Genomic DNA, 19,693 nt, shown 5'->3' with positions numbered 1-19,693 from the left:
ACGCTGTCCGGTCGACGATCACTTCGCCACGGGAGCCAGGCGTTTCTTGAGCCGCATGTAGGTGCCGTAGTGGCGGTCCAGGTGACGCCGCATGGCCGCCTCGGCGGCATCGGGATCCCGGGACTCGATGGCTTCGACGATTTCGATATGGGCCGCCAGAGCCGCCTTGTCCTCATCCTTCTGCTGAAGAACCTGCGCACGTCGGTCATCGAGCCATTCAGAGAGCGCCACATGGATGGCATCGAAGATCGGGTTGCGGCCGATGCTCGCTAGTACGCCATGGAAATCGTTGTCGGAGCGCTTGAAACGCGCCTCATCGCCGACCGCAGCGCGGTTGTCCCGAAGCGCGTCGCGCAAGTGCTGGAGGTCCTCTTCACTGGCATGGCGAGCGGCGTAGCGTGCCAGCGAGATCTCGAACATCGCGCGGGCTTCCTGGAAGTACTGCTGGCCATCGGGCTTGGAGAGCAGTTGCCGGGTCACCCCGGAGAGCCTGGCCATCACCGCCTCGGCGGTGGGGCGAATGACCCGGGCGCGGGTACCGCTGTTGATGGCGATCAGCCCGAGCTGCTGCAGATAAAACAGTGCCTCGCGCACCGCCGGCCGCCCTACGCCGAACTGTTCCATCAGTTCCCGCTCGGAAGGTAGCTGATCGTTCTCGCCGAGCCGCCCTTCGAGGATCTCCGCCTCGAGCTGTTCGGCAACCTGTTCGGATAGCGTCTTGCGCTCGACCCGGTATCTGCTCATGGCCACTTTCTCCTGGTAACCTCGAATTCGCCGCCATTTTACTGCATTTCTCGAGACTTTCGTTCAAGCGAGTGGCGATAGCCGCGCCACCCCGTAGTGCCTGGCAAGTTCGTCATAGGCGGACTGGTTCGCCGAATCGAGCGGAATGCCCTCGACGTCGCGTCTCGCCTGGCAGCGCCACTCGCGATCCCCGGGGGCGAGCACCCGGGCATTGGCAGTGGCAGGCCGGGCACGCAAGTCGGCCAGATAATCGGCGAGACAACGCGCAAACGTCCCTTCCTCGACGAAGGCGTCGGGCTTCATCGCGAGGAAGAAGTGACCGACCCCGCGCGGTGTCGACATGTCCGGCCCGCCCATAGGCAACAGCCGGAAGCCGTGCCGCATTCCCGAGAGGGTGGAACTCAAGATCTCCACCATGCCGCCTAGCCCGGCACCCTTGAAGCCGAAGTCGCTGCCACCCAGTGGAAGCAACGCCGCGACCTCGGCGGGCGTCCGCGTGACCCGCCCCGCCGCGTCGGCGGCCACCTGGTCGGGCAACTCGCGGCCAATGGCACCGAACTGCTGCACACGGTTCCACGGAATCGAACTCGTCGCCATGTCGAGCAGGTAGGGAGAACCGTCCGTCACCGGCGCCGCGAAGGCGATCGGGTTGGTGCCATGAAAAGGCGTTGCCCCCTGGTGCAGCAGCACGAAAGGGTCGGAATTGCAGAAGGCCATGCCGATGTAGCCACGCTCGGCGGCAGCCAGGGCGTAGCAGCCCGCGGCTCCGAAGTGCGAGGAGTTGCCCACCGCAACGGCTCCCAGGCCAATCTCCTCGGCCATGGTCGTGGCATGCTCCATGGCGGTGTAACCGGCAAGATGGCCGAGGCCGCCATCGGCGTCCAGAAAGCCGGTGGCGGCCAGGCGCCGGTGGAAGACCATTTGCGGAGCCCCCTTGATTCGCCCACCCTCGAGCGCCTTGAGATAATGCGGCAGCAGCCTCAGGCCATGGCTGTCGGTGCCCATGCGGGAGGCGGTGATCAGCGCCCGGATCACGGCGACCGCCGATGCCTGGTCGGCGCCGGCAGCGGTGAGCGCCTCACGCATGAAGCGGCCGAGGTCCTCGGCGGCGACGCGAAAATCCTGCTGTGTATCATGCATGGAGTGCTCTCTCCAGGGCTCGAAATCGTGCTGGCGAACGAATGGAACGCCAGCCATCGCCGCCTTGCTAGCGGTAGACCAGGGTCGGCAGCCACAATGACAGCGACGGTATGAAGGTCACCAGCATCAGACAGAGGAACAGCGGGATCAGGAACGGAATGGTCCCGCGCATGCATTGCTCGAAGCTGACGTTGGCGACCCGCGTCAGCACGTAGAGCACCATGCCCACCGGCGGTGTCAGCAGGCCGATCATCAGGTTGAGTACCATGATCACCCCGAAGTGCACCGGATCGACCCCCACGGCGATGGCCATCGGCAGCAGCACCGGTACCAGAATGGTGATGGCGGCGATGGTCTCCATGAAGCAGCCGACGATGAGCAGCACCAGATTACTGAACATCAGCACGGCCAGCTTGCTGTCGGCGAAGGGCCCCAATAGCGCCACGAGGTTCTGGGTGACCTGGTTGCTCGTCAGGATCCAGGCGAAGATCGATGCCGCCGCCACGATGAACATGATCACCGCGGTGGTCTCGATGGTCTCCATGCTGACCTTGAGCAGCTGGCGCCAGCGAAGCGTACGATAGAACACCACCCCCAGGAACAACGCATAGACCACCGCCGCCACCGCCGATTCGGTGGGCGTGAAGGCACCGGTGATGATGCCACCGATGATGATCATCGGCGTCATCAACGACAGGATGGCGCGCTTGAAGGTGTATCCCAGCACCCGCCACGAGAAGATGGCATCGGCGGTATAGCCTCGCCTGCGGGAAATGATGAAGATCATCAGCATCAGTATGAGCGCCATCAACAGCCCGGGAACCAGCCCCGCGGCGAATAGCTGCCCCACCGAGGCCGAGGCCATCACGCCATAGATCACCATCGGCAGGCTGGGGGGGATGATCGGCCCGATGGTCGACGACGCCGCGGTGATCCCCAGCGCGAACTCATCGTCATAGCCGGCATCCCTCATCGCCTTGATCTCGACGGTACCCAGGCCACCGGCATCGGCCACGGCGGCCCCGGACATGCCGGCGAATACCACGCTGGCGCCGACATTGACGTGGCCGAGACCGCCACGCATCCACCCCATCACCGCCTTGGCGAAATCGAAGATCCGCCCGGTGATACCGGCGTTGTTCATCAGGCTGCCGGCGAAGATGAAGAAGGGAATCGCCAGCAGTGGGAAGCTGTCGAGGCCATTGATCATGCGGTGGGCCACGACGATGTCGGGCACCTGGCCACTGATCAGCACGAACATGAGGCACGAGCCGGCCAGGCTGATGGCGATGGGCACCCCCAGCACCAGCATGGTGAACAGCGAGAAGAACAGAAACGAAAGGTGGTATCCGGTAAGGGCCAGGACCACACAACCGAGCAAGGCCAGTGCCGACAGCAGCGGCGTGACGACCGGGGCCCGCCAGCGCAACATCGAGAGTCGAGACATTCAAGCGCACCTCATGATTCTTGTCGTGCCAGGCGGGCGCGGATCACGATCCGCTGGATACCACGCAGCGCCATCATCACGAAGGCGGCGCAAACGATGTAGTAGACGAGACTCTTGGGCAGATCGACCGAGACCATCATGCTGGCCGTGCGGCCGGCCAGCTTATAGGTCACCCAAGCCATGGCCAGATAGAACCCCACACTGACCAGGTCCGCCAGACCGGCGAACAGCCGAGCCAGCCAATCCGGCATGTAGCGATAGAAGAACTCCACCACGATGTGAGTCCCCTTGCGCACCGCCATCGCACTGCCGACGAAGCCAATCACGATCAGCAGGTAACGGGCGACTTCCTCGGTCCAGGTGGTCGAGTCGCCAAGGACATAGCGGGTGAAGAACTGTAGGGAAACGACCAGGATCAGGGCCCAGAACACCACCAGTACCGCGTAGTCCTCGACCGCATAGTCGCCGAAGCAAAACGCCTCGCTATCGAAGGCCGCTTCGAAGTCGGCCATCGGATCGACGGCAGCGTCGAGCTTGTCGGGCTTGCGAGACATGGCAATCCTCCCGGCCTGCGCCACCCGGCGTGGAGCAGCACAGGCCTACGTGGTGCGATCTCGTCACTGACCGATGGCCTGCAGACGCTCGTAGGTTTCTTCGTCCCAGTTGGCATCGTCGCCGAGGTGGTAGGGCACGGTGATCTCACGGAATGGTTCACGGTCCACTTCATTGACGGTGTTGCCCTGCTCCTCGAACCACGCCACCAGCTCCTCTTCGGCCTGAACGATATCAGCGGTATTGTTCTCCGCGGCCTCCTGGAACACCTCACGGAATATCTCACGGTCCTCTTCGGAGAGTTGATCCCAGAGCGACCCGCTGACGATAGTGATCAGCGAGTCGGTGACGTGGCCGGTGAGGTTGATGTATTCCTGCACTTCATGGAATGCCATGGCGCGAATTGCCGGCAGCGGGTTCTCCTGGGCATCCACCACGCCCTGCTGCAGCGCCAGGTAGGTCTCATCGAAGGCAATCGGCGTCGGATTGGCCCCGGCCGCCCTCGGGAACATCATGTACAGTGGCGCCCCCGGCACGCGGATGCGCAGCCTCTCCATGTCCTCGGGCACGTTGATCGGTTCATTGGCAGTGACGTGCCGCTCCCCATAATAGTTGAGGGCGATGGGTACATTGCCGGTGGCCTCCTCGAAGCCGGCGGCGATCTCCTCGAACAGGTCGCTCTCGGCATATGCCTGCCAGTGGTCGAAGTCACGGAACATATAGGGCGCACCGGCGATGCCTATCGGCCCGTAGGCGTGGCCGGCAAACTGTGCGCCGGTGTAAATGATATCCACGGTGCCCAGCGTCAGGCCCTCGTTGATGGCCTCCTCGTTGCCCAGCGACGAGGCCGGGTGCACGTTGATCGAGTAGCGGCCGTCGGTGCGCTCGTTGATCTCCTCGGCGGCCCATAGCGCCCATTGGTGGAACGGCTCGGAGGTCTCGTAGACGTGGGCGAAACGCAGGTTCTGGGAAGCCTGCACGGTACCGGCAAAGCCGATCCCAGTGGCGATAAGGACGGCAGTCACCATGTGGCTCGGCTTGAGATGGCGTTGGCTCTTGTAACTCATCTTGTTTTCCTCACGACCTGTTGGGTGTTGTTCTTCGTGTGGGTAGGGATGGTGGTGAGATGGATATCTTGTCTTGTCGCTGACCTGCTGTGCTGTCTTGTTGTATACGTATCATACCACCTGGCTAAAACCTAGCTGCTGATCGTCTGCCATGCAACGTCGGCCAGTCTTTTTCACACAATGGCGGCCCGATCGTCCCCGCGCCGGTGTTTCGACCCATTCGGCCGTAGACAGGCGTGCAGCCTCGCCAGCGTATCGGCCGTACCAAAGCCGCCCGCCCTGTTGATGACGATGTATTACCGGTTCATGGCATCAACTGCCCGCCGTTGACCTCGATCACCTGTCCGGTCACATAGCCGCTGAGCGCATCCGTGGCCAGGAACAGGTAGGCGCCGACACACTCCTCGGCGGTGCCCAGCCTGCCCATGGGGATCGATACCCGGGCCGCCGCCAGGTGAGCTTCATTGGAATGGCGCCCATGGAAATCGGTGGCAATCGTTCCCGGCGCCACCGCATTGACGCGGATGCGCTCTCCCGCCAGTTCCTTGGCCATGTTGCGGGTCAGAGTGCTGACGAACCCCTTGGCCGCCCCGTAGAGCCCGCCTCCCAAGCCACCACCGTTGCGGGCGGCAATCGATGTGGTGTGAATGATATTGCCGGCGCCGGCCTGGCGAAAATGAGGCAACGCCGCACGACTGGCCATCACCACCGAACGGGCATTGAGGTCCATTACCCTGTCGTACTGGTCATCATGCATATCGGCCAGACTCACCCGGCCCAGCATGTCACCCGCGTTGTTGATCAACAGATCCAGCCCGCCCAGCTGCTCGGCGGACCGGTCGACGATGTCGGCCGCCTCCTTCGAGCGGCTGACGTCTCCCTTGATCGGGAAGGCGTCGCCGCCAGCCTCCCGGATCGTCCGGCATACCGCTTCCGCAGCCGATTCACTGGCGTGATAGTGGACCGCCACGCGGCAACCCAGGGTGCCGAGCCTGCCGGCCACTGCGGCACCGATGCCGCGACTCGCACCGGTCACCAGTACCCGCTTGCCTTTCAATTCATCGAACATGCCCTTTCCCCCTGGCTATCACTAGGTCGCCAACCTTAGGCTATAGTGACGATGGCATACCTGTCATACAACACGATTTCAATAGCAGGATAGGTGATTGCTGGCCGGGCGCCAGCCGCCGTTTCCGTCGCCTGGAGGCACCATGATTCCCCTTTCGCCGATCGACCTTCTCCCCGTGGACCTTCCGGATGCACTGCTGGTGGGCCGTGCCTGGCTCGACTCGCCCCGACCAGGGCCGGCTCTGGTCGGGGTACGTGACGGCGAGGTCTTCGACCTGACCCGGGCCGGCCCCACCATGGCGGACCTGCTCGAACGAGATGACCTCGCCGAGCTGATCCGCGCAGGGGGTCCCACCCTGGGCCCGGTCGAGACGCTACTGGCCAACTCGCTCGCCAGCCCGCCGACGACGCCTTACCTGCTGGCCCCCTGCGACGTTCAGGCGATCAAGGCCTGTGGCGTCACTTTCGCGGTCAGCCTGCTGGAACGGGTGATCGAGGAGCAGGCCGGTGGCGACCCCCAGCGTGCCGGTCAGTTGCGTGACGAACTGCAGGCACTGATCGGCCGGGACCTGTCGCGGATCAAACCCGGTTCCGATGATGCCGTGGCGCTGAAGGAGGCACTCCAGGCCCGCGGTGCCTGGTCCCAATACATGGAGGTGGGCATCGGCCCGGACGCGGAAGTCTTCACCAAGGCGCAGCCGCTGTCATCGGTGGGCTTCGGTGCCGATGTGGGCCTGCATCCGGCATCGCGATGGAACAACCCCGAGCCGGAGATCGTGCTGGCGGTGGACAGCCGGGGGAACGTCAAGGGCGCCACCCTCGGCAACGATGTCAACCTGCGTGACGTGGAGGGCCGGAGCGCCCTGTTGCTGGGCAAGGCCAAGGACAATAACGCCTCCTGCTCCATTGGCCCTTTCATTCGCCTGTTCGACGAGCGGTTCACACTGGACAGCGTACGGCAGTGCCAGGTATCGCTGCGTATCGAGGGAGCCGATGACGATTTCCGCCTGGAAGATGCCAGCGACATGCGCGAGATCAGCCGTGACCCGCTGGACCTGGTGGGACAAACCATCGGCGACCATCACCAGTACCCCGACGGATTCATGCTGTTTCTCGGCACCATGTTCTCGCCGATCAAGGACCGCGACGCTCGAGGCCAGGGTTTCACCCATCACCCGGGCGACCGCGTGACGATCGCCACGCCCAGCCTGGGCGCCCTGGTCAACGGTGTCGGGCGCAGCGACCGCCTGCCGCCCTGGACCTTCGGCATCCGTCAACTGATGCAGCATCTTGCCCGGTGTTGACCCCCTTCATCTACAGCCTCGACGAACACAGGGAAATCAGACCGTACGAAACCGTGTCGCCAGCCCCTGCATCGCCCGCATCAGCAGCAGGCTGTCAATGCCGACACCAACGAAGTGGCAGCCGGTCTCGAGGTATTCCCCGGCCTCCTCCTCATCCACGGTGACGATGCCGGCAGCCTTGCCGGCGGCATTGATCCGTCCGATGGCATCGCCGATGGCCGTGCGCACAGCGGGATGGCCCGGGTCGCCCAGGTGCCCCATGGCGGCGGAAAGGTCCGCCGGGCCGATGAAGACGCCGTCGACGCCCTCGGTGGCTGCGATCGCATCGAGATTGTCGAGCCCGGCCCGGGTCTCGACCTGCACCAGCAGACACATCTCCTCATCCGCTCGAGCCAGGTAGTCCTCCACCTGCCCCCAGCGGGCCGCACGGGCCAGCACATGGCCGACCCCGCGGATGCCTCGCGGCGGGTAGCGCGTCGCAGCCACCAGCTCGGCGGCCTGGGCCGCGCTCTCGACCATGGGGATCAGCAGGGTCTGCACGCCGATATCCAGATACTGCTTGATCAGCACCGGGTCGCCGGTCGGCGGCCTGACAATGGGATGGGATGCATAAGGCGCAACGGCCCGCAGCTGGGCCAACAGGCTATTCAGGTCGTTGGGTGAGTGTTCGCCATCCAGCAGCAGCCAGTCGAAGCCCGCGGTGGCGGCCATCTCGGCGGTATAGGCATTGGCCAGGCCGAGCCATAGCCCGGTCTGGCGCTCTCCGGCCAACAGCCGGCGCTTGAAACGATTGTGTGGCATCTGCATCGTGTCACCTCGTGTTCAAGGCGAGTCACGCAGCCGCGACTCGACGCTTTCCACCTTGTCGCTCATGGACTGTTCGCGATCGGTTCGGGTACCCAGCTTGATGGTGGTCGTGATGCGCGGCGCCCCCATCTCGTGCACCACCTCATGGCAGCGCTTGACCACCGCCATCACCTCGTCCCAGGAGCCCTCGATGTTGGTGCCGTAGGCGTGCATGTGATGCTCGAGACCCGACGCCTGGATCACCCGCTGGCAGGCCGCGATCTGCGGCGAGACCGACACCCCCACGCCCAGTGGCACCACACAAAGATCGATGATGACGTGCATGGATAATGCTCCTCTGCTAGTGGAATGATGCTCGATCACGTCACCACCGGTGCATGGTCAAGCCACCGGCTCCGTCACATGAATTCCGAACAGGCTCGCCTCGCCCTGGCTGCGCCCCATCGCCTCGGGCGGGGTTGCCCGCCCGTCGCGTACCATCACGTGGCCGCCCTGTCCCTGGGCTCCGCCGATGACGCTGCCCACCAGGTAGGTGGGAAATATCTCGGGGTCGTTCTCGTAGTTGGGGTTGTGGATCAGCCCGATCATCTGGAAACGCCCGCGGGTGTTGCGCAGCGACTCGAGTGAATCCTGGATCAGCCGGCGATGCGACAGCTTGGAGAATAGCCCGTCGAGCAGGATCACGCTCTCGCGGCTGCTTCGCGCGCGGCGCTTGTGATGGCCCGGCAGTTCGCGCAGCTCGCGCTCGATGGCGAATTCCGAGAGTTTGACCAGCCACATCAGCGATACCGCCTCGCGCTGCCCTTCCGACATTTCCTCGTTGAGCGAGAAGAGCCGGCCATGGGGGCGGATGGCGTCGTGCTTGAGACGGATCGAGACGTCGTGGAAGAGACCGCGATAGATGCGCCTCCGGATCTGGCGCAGCAGGTCCTCGTCGCGGCGCCGCGACTCGCCGTCGACCACGCCACCGTCACGCTCGGCGCGCCGGCGCATGGCGGCCTGATGCTCGTCGATATCGGCCAGCAGGGTGGTGATCAGCTCACGCAGCTGGTCGGGGCCGATCAACACCGCCTTGACCTCGAAGAAGGCGCCGCCCTCGCCGCTGCTCCTGGCCACCCGCTTGAGAATGTCCAGGTTACCGGCGGCGTCGCTGATGATCGAACTGAGCCGCTCCACCAGGGTGCCCTCGATCTGTTCGCGGGATGCGTGCAGCCGGTCGACCCGCTGGCGATGATCGTCCAACTGGCCACCGAGCTGCTCATGCAACGCGACCAGATCGTTCAGCGCCGCACCACTGGCGCCCTTGAGCATCGCCAGCCGGGCACGTTCGGTGTCGCTGAAGAGCCGGCTGTGGGCCGCTTCCTCGAGGGACTCCGCCAGCCGCCGTTCGCTCGCCTCCACCAGTTTGGCCTGACGCTCCCGGTTGCGTGCCCGCTCCCCCAGGTTGAGCTCGCCAAGCGCATCCAGCAGGGTCTGCTGGCAGGCTTCCAGGACAACGGCATCGAGCTCGGCCGATCCCCCCGCCATGGCACGCCAGGTCTCAAGCGCCGCATTGCGTGCCTCGTGTTCGGCATCCTCCAGCTGCCATTGACCGGCACGCTGTGGATCCTGCAGCGCCACCAGCCGACGCGCCCAGCCCTCCGGCAGTTCACGCAGCGCACGCAGCCAGTCGACGGCAAGCTGATCGACCCACTCCAGAGCACGGCGCTGTTCGCCCAGCCGCGCCTCCACCTCATCGCGCTCGACGGTCTTGGCCTTGCGCGCCTCGCGGGTCCCGCCGAGCTCACGCTTGACCCGGGCTATCTCGCGTTCGAGCTTCTGGCTGCCGCCGCCGGCGTCGCGCACCTCGAGATAGGCGCGAATCCTGGTGAAGTCGAAGTCGGCACGCCGGCTGGCGCGAGCCAAGGCCATCTCGAGTTCGGCTTGTACGTCGGTGGCAGTGGCCATGAAGGCCACGCCCCCCGCCTCCTCGAAGGCATTCAATGCGCGCAGGCGCTCGCGCTCCCCGTCGCCAAACACGCCACGCAACTGCGCCTCCACGTCGCCGTGGCGACGGGTCAGTTCCTCTTTCCGCTCGCCGGCTGTTTCCAGTCGTTCGGCGGTTTCCTCCAGGCGTTGCTCCAGCTCGGCCAGCCGTGCATCGAGGATCTGCAGCCGCTCGACACCGCCCGCATCGGCGAACTGTTCGGCAGCCAGCCAGGTGGAACCGTGGGCCTCGATCTCCCGGGCGGCCCGTTCACGCTCGGGGGTCAGCCCGGCCAGTGCCGCCTCCGCCTCGAGCCTGGCTTCGGCGGCCTCCTCCAGCGCGAGGTCACCGCCCTCCTGCAGGTAACGCTGATAGTCGTCTATCGAGGTCAGCGCGGCGTCGGTCAGTCGCGGCGCCAGTTCGGCCTGGCGCGCGCGCAACTCAACGCGAGCCGTATCGAGCGTTTCCAGGGCGGCTTCGACACCCGCCTCATCGGCAACATGGGCCTGCAACGCGAGCGCAAAGACCTCGCCGTGTGGATCGAGCCGGGCACACTCGGCCGCCAGGGCCTGCTGCCGTTCGCGGTCGGCGGCAAGACGCTTCTCGGTGGCTTCACGCAAGGCGTCCAGATAGCTCGGGTCCAGGGCGGCCTTGACCGCCAGGGTTTCGATGCCCTGCACCGCGCCCAGCGGCGGCTCACCGCTGGCCAGCAGCGAGGCGAGCCGTTCGGCTCCGAAGACCGGCACCGCCAGCCCGGCTTCGATGAGCACGGCGGCTGCATCCTGTGCCGCTTCGCCACCGGCCACCACCGGGGCGAACAGCAGCCCGGCCGCCTGGGCCAGCCATTCACGGCGGCTCTCCAGCGGTGAATCGACCCGGTTGAGTACGTCGTGCAGCGGCTGCCAGTCGATGCCGGCATCGTCGAGCCGACGGTGTGCCTCCGCCTCGGCCGCGCGCCGTTCCAGGGGATCGCCGGCCAGGCTCACCAGGTAGCGCTCCAGAGCCTCGATATCGGCTTCCAGCGTTTCCGCCTCCCGCAGCAGGCGCGGGTAGCGACGCCGGGCATCGCCCAGCCACTTGTCAGGCGCGCCATCGTATCGTTCGCCAAACGCAAGTCGCGCACGGTGCAGCTCGCGCAGACGGGTTTCCTCGGCATCCAGGCGATGCTGCTCGTCGGCCAGGGCGCGCTCACGGTCACACAGGCGCTGGCGCAAGTGCACCGGGTCATCGTCACCATGCAATTCCCGATAGCGCCGTGATGCCTGGGCCAAAGGAGCGAGCCGCGCCAGGGTTCGCTCGGCATCCTGTCGACGCTGTCCGGCCTCGCGGCAGCGGGTGTCGAGCTCGGCCAGGGCGGTCTTGCGGCGGGCCCAGAAACCGCCGACCGCCTCGTCGGGCCAGCCGTCGACGAAGGCACGCCAGGGCGCTCGTCCCCGGGCCAACAGGCCCTGCTCACCGGCCAGACGCTCGCGTTCGCCATTCAGGCGCTCGCGTTCACCGCGCGCCTGCTCGAAGGCCGCCGTGCTGTCGTCTCGCTGGTGGGTCAGGGTTTCCAGCGCCTCGGCCAGTTCGGACTCCCGCTCCTGCTTCTCCTGCAAGAGCTCACCAGGTGCGCGCCCCGGTTGCCGCTGCCGGAAGTCCTGGTGCCAGGCGGCCACCTGCTTGAGTTCACCGACACGCCCCAGGTGCGCATTCAGCGCCTGGCGGCCCGCATTGGCCTCTGCCTTGGCGGTTTCCGCAGTCGCCTCGGGCGTCTCCAGCTCCGCCTCGCTGTACAGACCTTCGGCCAGCGCCTGCGTATAGAAGCTCTGGTTGTCGACGAAATCCCGCTGCTGGGATTCAAGCCGCTCGCGCTCCTGCTCCAGGCCGTCGCGGCGCTCGTCCAGGGCCACCAGATCGCGGCCAAGCTCTTCGTGATAGAGGTCGTCGGCAATGACCTCCTCGCGGAAACGGTTGCCATCCAGGGATTCGAACGCCTCGGCCCCTTCGTCCAGCGCCGTCAGCGCCCGGTGGCGGGCACTGTCATCGCTGAAGGCGAGGCTTTCGGCGAGCCATTCCCGGGCGGCTTGAAAGGCGACATGCCCCACCTCGCGCCCCGCCGGCCACTCGGCCTCGGGGAGGTGAACCAGCCGTCGATGGGCATCGACCCGCGCGCCCCGCTCCGAGAGCGCCTGCTTCACGGCCCGCTCGGTGAGGCCCGAAAGCCGCGCCAACAGCCAGGTGGAGACCCGCGGGCGGCCGGTATCTCCCACCGCCCAGGCAAAACCGTGTTCGTTCATGTCCCCAGCGGTGACATCCGATCGGCACGGTAGACCCGGCAGTCCGGTCAGGGCCTGGCCACCCAGCAGCGCTTCGCTGGCAGCCAGTCCCTGGTCCAGTTCGGCCAGTTGATCGCGGGCGTCGCGCAGCCCCTCGCCCTGCCCCTTGAGCACACCCAGCCGCGTCACCTTGTCGCTGGTCCGGCGCTGGTCATTTTCGGCCTCCTCGAGGCGATGGCGCAGCTCGGTGATATTGGTGCCGGAATTGAGGATGACCTCCTCGATCAGTTCCTCGCTCTCGTCGGTTTCGCCGCGGGTCGCCCCGGAAAGGATCTCCGGCGCCAACACCTCGAAGAAGAACGCCTGGTCGGCCTTCTCGCCCGGCCGGGGCTTGATGGCGTTGAAGATCTGGCTCTTGTCGGCGCCGCCCTCCTTCTGGAAGGCGGCGAGTTGGGCGAGCTCGCGCCGCGAGACGTGGGCACCCACCGCCTCCAGCCACTCCTCGCGATTATGGGTCAGGCGAACGCCACGCTGGCTCATGGCCGACTTGATGTCGCTGTTGGCGTACAGGGCGAGCTTGCCATCCCGGGTCAGGTGATGCACCGGGATGTCCTCGAGCCGGCCGGCATAGTGATAGAAGGAGAGGCCGCTGCCGTCACTGTAACCATAGAAGCCGAACACGAAGGTTTCGCCGGCGACTTCCTCGCCGGCCGCGGCCAGCATGTCGTCCTGGCGGGCACCGCCGCTGCGCGAACGGAACTCCACCCGCAGGTGGCTCCAGCTGCGCCCTTCGCCCGACACCGCCGCGGGAGAGCACTTGCGCCGGGTACGGGCCAGCAGGCTGCGGTCACGGGAGAGCAGGCCGATCAATGCTTCGGCCAGGGTGGTCTTGCCGAAGCCGTTCTCCATGCTGATGGCGCTTGACTGGCCGCGCAGATCGAGCAGCAGATGGCGCATCTTGGCGTCCCAGGGCGAGGCGACGTCACCGTGCTTGTTGAGCAGGTTGGCGATCTCGATACGGTTGATCACGCTCATGCCGTTGTCTCCTCGCCGTGACTCTCGCTCTCGATTCCATTCTCTTGCCCGGCACTCTCCCCGCCGTCACCCTGCTCTCCCGCCAGCCCCCTGGCCAGGGCCTGCAGATGGCCCAGTTGATGGATACCGATCTGCTCGCTTTCCAGCGCTCCGAGCAGGGTCTGCTGCCAGACGTCGCCGACGCTTTCGACATCGGGGTCCACGGCCCGCGAATCGCCCGTGTCACGCGGGGTTTCGAGCAGGCCGGCCTGGGCATGGAGTTCGATGAAGGCCCGCACCCGGCGGGTGATGTCCTCGCCGCGCTCCTCGAGCAGCCCGCGGCTCGCCTCCGGGGCCGCTTCACCAAGGGCACGCAGCGACTCGAGTTGCTCACGCATCAGCTCGACCAGTTCGGCACCGCTGAAGGTCGCCTCCTGGTAACGGCTGACGTCGGAGAGCGCCCTGTTGTATCGGGTGTAGAGCAGGGTATGCATCAGCAGCCACAGCTGCAGGTACCACTGGGCCAGTTCGGCGCGGCTCTCCTGGCGCAGCTTGAGCGCCTCGAATACCGGCTCGCGGGTATAGAGCGGTGGCTGTTCCAGCTCCGGGTCAGGCAGCAGGGCGTAATAGCGCGAACCCGGGGCGATGCCAGGGTAGTCACCGGTCTCGAAGACCTTGAGCCGCAGCCCCTGGCCGGCGAGGAAGTCGCGCAACCCTTCGCGTTCGAGGTCGCTGGCATCGTCGATCAGTGCACAGACGTCGCGCTCGGAGAGCTGCCCCTCGCGGGCGGCACGACGCTTGCGGCCGCCACCGGGCAGTCGCTCGGCGCTACGGTAGCGAAGCAGGTAGGCGACCACCTCGCCCATTTCGGTCATGTTCATACGGGCTCGTCCTGATCGATTCGAGTGGTAGCGCTGTGTTCATCGCCGGGCGCATTGGGGGGCAACGTCGGCGCGGCTTCGGGCGCCATGGAGAGCGGTGTGCCTAGCGCGGCTTCGGGCGCCATGGAGAGCGGCGCCTGGAAATAGCCAAGCGAGGGGGTCACGGCACCGTCGATACGCCGGCCATCGGCCAGCAGCAGCTCGAAGGGCCTCCCCTCGATGCCCACCGTGAGACGGCGATCGAGCAATTCGGTGTCGACGAAGGTATTGAGCAGCTGGGCCAGGCAATCGCCCTCCTCGAAGCGGTGCCAGCCCTCTTCCAGCGCCTCGGGCAACGACAGCGGTGCCGCCTGGATACGCTCGCGCAGCGCCGGCCCCCGGGCCTCGAGAAAGCGCGCCAGCAGCGGATCCTCCGGGGCGGCGTCCTGCTGCTCATCGAACACCAGGGCGACATGGCTGGTCTCGGCACGGCGGCTTTCCAATAGCGGCACCAGCGGGGCCGGCCGCGGGAAGACGGCCTGGGTGTGCAGCGGCATCATCCGCTTCACCATGGCACCCTGCAGGCGTGGCGCCGAAGGTGCCGTCAGCAACTCGCGGGCCAGGTCCTGGAAGTCGATCACCCCCATGGACTGGATGCGCCCCTCGGCGATGTCGGCAAGCAGTTCCGAGAGGCGCCGCGACAGGTTCTCGATGGCGGTGAGCACCCGGCCGATGGCGCTGGAGAGCACGCGCAGGTCCCACTCCTCCGCATGCTTCTCGCACCAGCCATCGAAGCGCTCCATGAGCTTGGGGGTCGTCAGTTGGGTACGTGCATCGAGCAGGGTCTGCTGGATGCTGGAAAGCGCATTGTGATAGTGGCGTTCATTGTCGAGCAGCGCGCTGAGCTTGCCCTCCCGGGTGGGGTTCTCGCGCACCCGGCGCAGTTCCTGGGTCAGGGCGCGAATCGCCAGCAGGATCTGGTTGGTGATGTCGGGAATCCGCGCGAAGTCGCCGCGGGCCAGCGCCGCCAGCACCTTGGCGGCATCGTACTCGGAATAGAGCAGGTCCTCGACCTGGCTCGCCAGCGTCACCGCCTGTCGGCCACTGGGGGTCAGACGCACCTGGCCTGTCTGGCCCTGTTTCTCGATCAGCGCGGTACGCTTGGTACTGCGCCGGGAGCGCAACCCGCCATCGCCGCCCGGCGCAAGCGCCTCTCCCGCACCCGGGTCCGGGAACGGCTGCCTGACGTGAAGCTCGCTGGGGGTCGAGAGCAAGTTGATGACGAACGTCAGGTCATCGTGGGGCATCCCGGGGTAGGTATCGCGCAGGTGGTCGAGGCAGCGCGTCTGGGAGACGAAGGCGCTGTTGGTGGCGAAATCCACGTCGAGCAGATAGTCGAGCAGCAGGCAGCCGAGGTCTAGCCAGTAGCCGTCACGCAGGCCGCGACGCTGTTCCTGGCTGACCTGAACGAAGGGCGATCCTGGCTCGTGGGCGCTGTCATGCAGGTCGATCAGCCGCGTAGTCGCGACAAGCAGCTTGCTCCAGGCGGTCATGTGTCTTTCCTGCGGGCAAAAGGGGCATTATGCCAAGCCAGGCCGGCCGGGTCATGACATGCCTCGTCACATCTCGTTTCACGCGGTGGTTTCGACGCACATGCCGTGCGCGAAGGGACAGCCGTCGACGCCGACGATATGCGAGAATGTCCGGGGTCGCCTGGCCATCATCGTCAGCGCATCCGACACAAGCCACCGCCGTTACCGGGAAGGAGTGCCGTGCATGATCGAGAAGACGTTACAGCAGGTCTTCGGCTATGACGACTTTCGACCCGGCCAGCGTCCGGTGATCGAGGCGGTGACGGCTGGCCGTTCGGCGGCGGCGATCTTCCCTACCGGCTCCGGCAAGTCGCTCTGTTATCAGTTGCCCGCCCTGCACCTGCCCCATCTGACGCTGGTGATCTCGCCCCTGCTGGCACTGATGCAGGACCAACTGGCGTTCCTCGAGCGCCATGGGATCGCCGCCGCCAGCATCGACTCGGGCCAGAGCCGCGAAGAAACGGCAGCCGTCATGGAGGGGGTCAAGCGCGGCGAGATCCGTATCCTGATGATCTCGGTGGAGCGACTCAAGAACGAGCGCTTCCGCGCCTTCATTCGCCGGGTGCCGATCTCGCTGATGGTGGTGGACGAGGCCCACTGTATCTCCGAGTGGGGCCACAATTTCCGGCCCGACTATCTCAAGCTGCCCAGCTATCGCCATGAGTTCGGCATCCCCCAGGCACTGCTCCTGACCGCCACGGCAACGCCCCGGGTGATCGCCGACATGCGCTCGCGCTTCGACATCGCCGAAGGTGACGTGACCGCTACCGGCTTCTACCGCCCCAATCTGCATCTGGAGGTGGCCCCGGTGCCGGACCAGGACCGCCCCCGCCGCCTGGTCGAGTGGCTGCGGTCGCGGCATCCGACCCAACCTTCGGCGCCCACCATCGTCTACGTCACGCTGCAACAGACCGCCGAACGCCTGGCCGCCTACCTGAGCAAGGCGGGGATCGTTGCCACCGCCTATCATGCCGGGCTGGAGGGCGAGGTGCGTGAGCGCATCCAGCGCGACTTCATGGCCGGGCAGACGCCCTGCATCGTCGCCACCATTGCCTTCGGCATGGGCATCGACAAGGCCGATATCCGCAACGTGGTGCACTTCGATCTGCCCAAGTCCATCGAGAACTACAGCCAGGAGATCGGCCGGGCCGGCCGCGACGGACATCCTTCCGACTGCCTGATGCTGGCCGGGCGCGACCACCTCAACGTGCTCGAGAATTTCGTCTATGGCGATACGCCGGAACACTACGGCATCCGCCTGGTGATCGATGAAGCGCTCGGGGCCGCCATGGGGAGTGGCGTCGGCCAGTGGGAGTTGATGCTCAACGTCCTCTCGCAGCACAGCAACATCCGCCCCCTGCCGCTCAAGACCCTGCTGGTTCAACTGGAACTGCGCGGCATCATCGCACCACGCTACAGCTACTTCGCCGAGTACCGCTTCCGCCTGCACGACGGGCCGGAAGTGCTGGCGGCACGTTTCGAGGGTGAGCGGCGCGCCTTCGTGCAGGCCATCCTGGATGCCTCACGGCGCGCCCGCACCTGGCACACCCTGGACTTCGAGACGCTCGCCCGCCTGGGTGCCGAGCGTGGCCTGAACACCGACCGCACCCGGGTCATCACCGCCCTGGACTACTTCGTCGCCCAGGGCTGGATGATCCTCGAGAGCAAGCAGATGACCGAAGTCTATGACGTGCTGCGCCAGGACATCGACCCGGCGGACCTGACCGACGAGCTACACGGCTACTTTCGCGACAAGGAGCAGGCCGAGATCGAGCGGCTACACGCCATGCTGGCGTTGTTCGAGAGCGGGAGCTGCCTGAGCCGGCGCCTCGCCGACTGGTTCGGTGACGACCGGGCTCCCGCCCGCTGCGGCCACTGCTCGGCCTGTCATGGGAGACCGGCCCGGCTGCCGGCGCCCGAGCCCCCGAAGCCGCTGGAGCTTCACGTCATCGAGCGGTTGGGCGGTGAACTGGTCCAGCGGCTGGACGCCAGCGGCAACGGCCACCCCGTCACGCCCGATGTGATCACGCGTTTCCTGTGCGGCCTCACCGGCCCCCTGCTCACCCGATCAAAGGCGCGACGGCTGGCTGGCTTCGCCGCTCTGGAGGCCCACCGCTACGCCGACGTGCGCGAGCGGGTTGCCCGTTCAGGGCTCGCCGACGCCCCTGCAACCCGGCGCTAGCCATTGCCGATGCCGTGTCGCCTCAGCTTGTTGGCGATGGTGGTGTGGGATACCCCAAGGCGCTTGGCCAACTGACGACTGGAGGGATGGTGGGGGTAGAGTGTCGCCAGCACCCGGCGCTCCACTTCACCAAGGATATCGGCCAGGGTGCCGTCCACATCGACTCCGGTAAACCCCGGCGCTTCGCCCACGTCCGGCAGGCGCAGGTGCGAGGGCTCGACGCTGTCGCCCTCGCACAACGACACCGCCTGGAACAGCACGTTTTCCAGTTGGCGAACGTTTCCCGGCCAGTGGTAGGCGGAAAGCCGTGCCAGAGCCGCCGGCGACAGAGACGGCACGTGACAGCCGATCTGCCGGGCGGCCCGGTCAATGAAATGTTCGGCCATCGCCTCGATGCCGTCCAGGCAGTCGCGTAACGGTGGCACCGCCAGGGAGAGTACGTTGAGCCGGTGATACAGATCCTGGCGGAAGTGGCCATCGGCGCAGAGCCGCGGCAGGTCCTGCTGGGTGGCGCAGACCACCCGCACGTTCAGGTAGGTCTCCTCGTCGCTACCCACCCGGCGAAAACCGCCATCCTGCAGGAAGCGCAACAGCTTGACCTGCAGCCGCGGGCTCATCTCACCCACTTCATCGAGAAAGATGGTCCCTCCGGCCGTCAGTTCCAGCAATCCCAGCTTGCCTTCGGGTCGCGCACCCTCGAAGGCGCCGGGGGCGTAACCGAACAGCTCGGTCTCGGCCATGGATTCGGGCAGGCCGGCACAGTTGAGCGCCATGAAGGGAGACTGCCCGCGGGAACTGGCCAGATGACAGGCACGAGCCAGCAGTTCCTTGCCGGTGCCGGTCTCGCCCTGGATCAGCAGTGGCGCCTCCAATGGAGCCATGCGCCGGGCCTCGCGAATCAGCGACGCCAGTCGGGGGCTGGCCTGGAACAGCGCATCGAAACCACGCAGCTCCTGACGCTGCACCTGGTAGATGCGCTCGCCGATACGGTCGGCGCTGTGCAGGGTCACCACCGCCCCGGCCAGCGAGGCGACGTCGTCGAGGTGCTCACGGTGCAACGGTGCGATATCGGCCAGGAAAGTGGCATCGCGCAGCTTGATGCGCAGGCCGTTGACTCGTGCATTGTTGCGCCGGACGAGCGCCGGCAGGTCGAGATCGGGTAGATAGCGATTCAGCGACAGGCCGGGCACCTCGTCGATACGAACCCCGAGCAGTTGCCCGGCGGCGCGGTTGGCCGCCACGATGTGTCCCTCCATGTCGATGGACATCACCGGATCGGAGAGCGACGACAACAACGCATCGAGTTCCAGATGACGGCGCTCGCTGGGCATCAGGCTGACCCGGCGTACCCCGAAGACGCCGGGAACCGCTTCCAGCGCCGGCTTGAGCGTGGTCAGCTGGGCATGGAGCAGATTGGGCACATGCAGGTAGATGGCGTTGCCGTGTTCGCCGCCCACCTCGCCCCGCGCCACGTTGAGACCGTAATCGACGAAGTGAGAGACGATATCGCGCAGGATGCCGATGCGATTCTGGCAGTGGAACCTCAATCTCATCAGGGGTACTCGGTCGGGTAATCGATCAAGGAGGCCGAAAAGGACGCGTCGGTAAAAAATCACGTCACGCCGTCGTGACTGTGGTGTCAAGATAACGTGACACTCGGGCAGCGACAATGCGGTCAGCCGCTGGATTTCC

The 19,693-nt window shown here is 66.0% G+C and carries 14 protein-coding genes; 2 read left to right on the top strand and 12 right to left on the bottom strand.

Annotated features, from left to right (window positions below; translation table 11 throughout):
* Positions 1 to 18: 18 nt before the first annotated feature.
* The 6 genes from nanR to C1H69_RS20450 form a co-directional block, all read right to left on the bottom strand.
* The gene (gene nanR / locus C1H69_RS20475; protein WP_102655242.1) at positions 19 to 744 is read right to left on the bottom strand and encodes a transcriptional regulator NanR; all 726 of its coding nucleotides are present in this window, start codon (positions 742 to 744) and stop codon (positions 19 to 21) included.
* Between the two features lie 63 nt (positions 745 to 807).
* Positions 808 to 1,884 carry an Ldh family oxidoreductase gene (locus C1H69_RS20470; protein WP_102655241.1) on the bottom strand — a complete coding sequence of 359 codons (1,077 nt, stop codon included), beginning with the start codon at positions 1,882 to 1,884 and terminating at the stop codon, positions 808 to 810.
* A gap of 67 nt (positions 1,885 to 1,951) precedes the next feature.
* Positions 1,952 to 3,331 (bottom strand): TRAP transporter large permease, encoded by a 1,380-nt coding sequence (locus C1H69_RS20465; protein WP_102655240.1) that lies wholly within the window; start codon positions 3,329 to 3,331, stop codon positions 1,952 to 1,954.
* 11 nt (positions 3,332 to 3,342) lie between these two features.
* Complete coding sequence (locus C1H69_RS20460) at positions 3,343 to 3,885, bottom strand: TRAP transporter small permease (protein WP_102655239.1); 543 nt, start codon at positions 3,883 to 3,885, stop codon at positions 3,343 to 3,345.
* A 63-nt stretch (positions 3,886 to 3,948) separates the two neighbouring features.
* Positions 3,949 to 4,950, bottom strand: a complete 1,002-nt coding sequence (locus tag C1H69_RS20455) for a sialic acid TRAP transporter substrate-binding protein SiaP (protein ID WP_102655238.1) — start codon at positions 4,948 to 4,950, stop codon at positions 3,949 to 3,951.
* A gap of 304 nt (positions 4,951 to 5,254) precedes the next feature.
* The gene (locus C1H69_RS20450; protein WP_102655237.1) at positions 5,255 to 6,019 is read right to left on the bottom strand and encodes an SDR family NAD(P)-dependent oxidoreductase; all 765 of its coding nucleotides are present in this window, start codon (positions 6,017 to 6,019) and stop codon (positions 5,255 to 5,257) included.
* Between the two features lie 142 nt (positions 6,020 to 6,161).
* On the opposite strand from C1H69_RS20450, the gene C1H69_RS20445 reads away from it, so the two are divergent.
* Positions 6,162 to 7,322 carry a fumarylacetoacetate hydrolase family protein gene (locus tag C1H69_RS20445; protein WP_102655236.1) on the top strand — a complete coding sequence of 387 codons (1,161 nt, stop codon included), beginning with the start codon at positions 6,162 to 6,164 and terminating at the stop codon, positions 7,320 to 7,322.
* Positions 7,323 to 7,358: 36 nt separating this feature from the next.
* Here C1H69_RS20445 and hpaI read toward each other — a convergent pair whose 3' ends face one another.
* From hpaI to C1H69_RS20420, 5 genes are read right to left on the bottom strand one after another with little or no spacing between them, the layout of a single operon-like run.
* Positions 7,359 to 8,129 (bottom strand): 4-hydroxy-2-oxoheptanedioate aldolase, encoded by a 771-nt coding sequence (hpaI, locus tag C1H69_RS20440; protein ID WP_102655235.1) that lies wholly within the window; start codon positions 8,127 to 8,129, stop codon positions 7,359 to 7,361.
* Positions 8,130 to 8,144: 15 nt separating this feature from the next.
* On the bottom strand, positions 8,145 to 8,453 hold the full coding sequence (locus C1H69_RS20435) for an MTH1187 family thiamine-binding protein (RefSeq protein WP_102655234.1): 309 nt from the start codon (positions 8,451 to 8,453) through the stop codon (positions 8,145 to 8,147).
* Between the two features lie 57 nt (positions 8,454 to 8,510).
* Positions 8,511 to 13,388, bottom strand: a complete 4,878-nt coding sequence (locus C1H69_RS20430) for a coiled-coil domain-containing protein (RefSeq protein ID WP_102655233.1) — start codon at positions 13,386 to 13,388, stop codon at positions 8,511 to 8,513.
* Positions 13,385 to 14,248 (bottom strand): hypothetical protein, encoded by an 864-nt coding sequence (locus tag C1H69_RS20425; RefSeq protein WP_240610031.1) that lies wholly within the window; start codon positions 14,246 to 14,248, stop codon positions 13,385 to 13,387. Before C1H69_RS20425 ends, C1H69_RS20430 begins: the two co-directional genes overlap by 4 nt.
* Positions 14,245 to 15,780, bottom strand: coding sequence for a hypothetical protein (locus tag C1H69_RS20420; RefSeq protein WP_102655232.1), 1,536 nt, complete (start codon positions 15,778 to 15,780; stop codon positions 14,245 to 14,247). The genes C1H69_RS20425 and C1H69_RS20420 overlap by 4 nt, the downstream gene beginning before the upstream one ends.
* 223 nt (positions 15,781 to 16,003) lie before the next feature.
* Here C1H69_RS20420 and C1H69_RS20415 point away from each other — a divergent pair, with 223 nt between their 5' ends.
* Positions 16,004 to 18,001 carry a RecQ family ATP-dependent DNA helicase gene (locus C1H69_RS20415; protein ID WP_102655231.1) on the top strand — a complete coding sequence of 666 codons (1,998 nt, stop codon included), beginning with the start codon at positions 16,004 to 16,006 and terminating at the stop codon, positions 17,999 to 18,001.
* On the opposite strand, the gene C1H69_RS20410 is transcribed toward C1H69_RS20415, so the two are convergent.
* Entirely contained in the window at positions 17,998 to 19,554 is a 1,557-nt protein-coding gene (locus tag C1H69_RS20410) for a sigma-54-dependent transcriptional regulator (RefSeq protein ID WP_102655230.1), read from the bottom strand. The genes C1H69_RS20415 and C1H69_RS20410 overlap by 4 nt on opposite strands.
* Positions 19,555 to 19,693: the final 139 nt, after the last annotated feature.

Origin of the sequence: Billgrantia endophytica (assembly GCF_002879615.1) — a bacterium.
GTDB lineage: Bacteria > Pseudomonadota > Gammaproteobacteria > Pseudomonadales > Halomonadaceae > Halomonas > Halomonas endophytica.
This window is presented reverse-complemented; position numbering and strand designations above follow the sequence as displayed.

Coding starts and splice junctions, on each gene's coding strand:
- C1H69_RS20410 (WP_102655230.1), bottom strand. CDS start 19,554: ATGAGATTGAGGTTCCACTGCCAGAATCGCATCGGCATCCTGCGCGAT.
- C1H69_RS20450 (WP_102655237.1), bottom strand. CDS start 6,019: ATGTTCGATGAATTGAAAGGCAAGCGGGTACTGGTGACCGGTGCGAGT.
- C1H69_RS20430 (WP_102655233.1), bottom strand. CDS start 13,388: ATGAGCGTGATCAACCGTATCGAGATCGCCAACCTGCTCAACAAGCAC.
- C1H69_RS20425 (WP_240610031.1), bottom strand. CDS start 14,248: ATGAACATGACCGAAATGGGCGAGGTGGTCGCCTACCTGCTTCGCTAC.
- nanR (WP_102655242.1), bottom strand. CDS start 744: ATGAGCAGATACCGGGTCGAGCGCAAGACGCTATCCGAACAGGTTGCC.
- hpaI (WP_102655235.1), bottom strand. CDS start 8,129: ATGCAGATGCCACACAATCGTTTCAAGCGCCGGCTGTTGGCCGGAGAG.
- C1H69_RS20445 (WP_102655236.1), top strand. CDS start 6,162: ATGATTCCCCTTTCGCCGATCGACCTTCTCCCCGTGGACCTTCCGGAT.
- C1H69_RS20470 (WP_102655241.1), bottom strand. CDS start 1,884: ATGCATGATACACAGCAGGATTTTCGCGTCGCCGCCGAGGACCTCGGC.
- C1H69_RS20460 (WP_102655239.1), bottom strand. CDS start 3,885: ATGTCTCGCAAGCCCGACAAGCTCGACGCTGCCGTCGATCCGATGGCC.
- C1H69_RS20465 (WP_102655240.1), bottom strand. CDS start 3,331: ATGTCTCGACTCTCGATGTTGCGCTGGCGGGCCCCGGTCGTCACGCCG.
- C1H69_RS20455 (WP_102655238.1), bottom strand. CDS start 4,950: ATGAGTTACAAGAGCCAACGCCATCTCAAGCCGAGCCACATGGTGACT.
- C1H69_RS20435 (WP_102655234.1), bottom strand. CDS start 8,453: ATGCACGTCATCATCGATCTTTGTGTGGTGCCACTGGGCGTGGGGGTG.
- C1H69_RS20415 (WP_102655231.1), top strand. CDS start 16,004: ATGATCGAGAAGACGTTACAGCAGGTCTTCGGCTATGACGACTTTCGA.
- C1H69_RS20420 (WP_102655232.1), bottom strand. CDS start 15,780: ATGACCGCCTGGAGCAAGCTGCTTGTCGCGACTACGCGGCTGATCGAC.